Below are 201 nucleotides of genomic sequence, written 5' to 3'. Positions count from 1 at the left end.
TTAAGACCTCGACCTATTAGTACCGGTCCGCTCAAAGCCTTGCGGCTCTTACACTCCCGGCCTATCTACCTGGTCTTCTTCCAGGGGTCTTACCTGGTTTTCCCAGTGGGAAATCTTATCTTGAGGTGGACTTCGCGCTTAGATGCTTTCAGCGCTTATCCCGTCCAGACTTGGCTACCCAGCGATTGCTCCTGGCGGAAC

The 201-nt window shown here is 53.7% G+C and carries 1 rRNA gene; it reads right to left on the bottom strand.

Annotation, left to right across the window (positions count from 1 at the left end):
- Positions 1 to 201: ribosomal RNA gene (locus tag JDF658_RS11630) — 23S ribosomal RNA — on the bottom strand; the annotation flags it as partial.

Origin of the sequence: Carboxydocella sp. JDF658 (genome assembly GCF_002049395.1) — a bacterium.
Taxonomy (GTDB): domain Bacteria; phylum Bacillota.
This window is presented reverse-complemented; position numbering and strand designations above follow the sequence as displayed.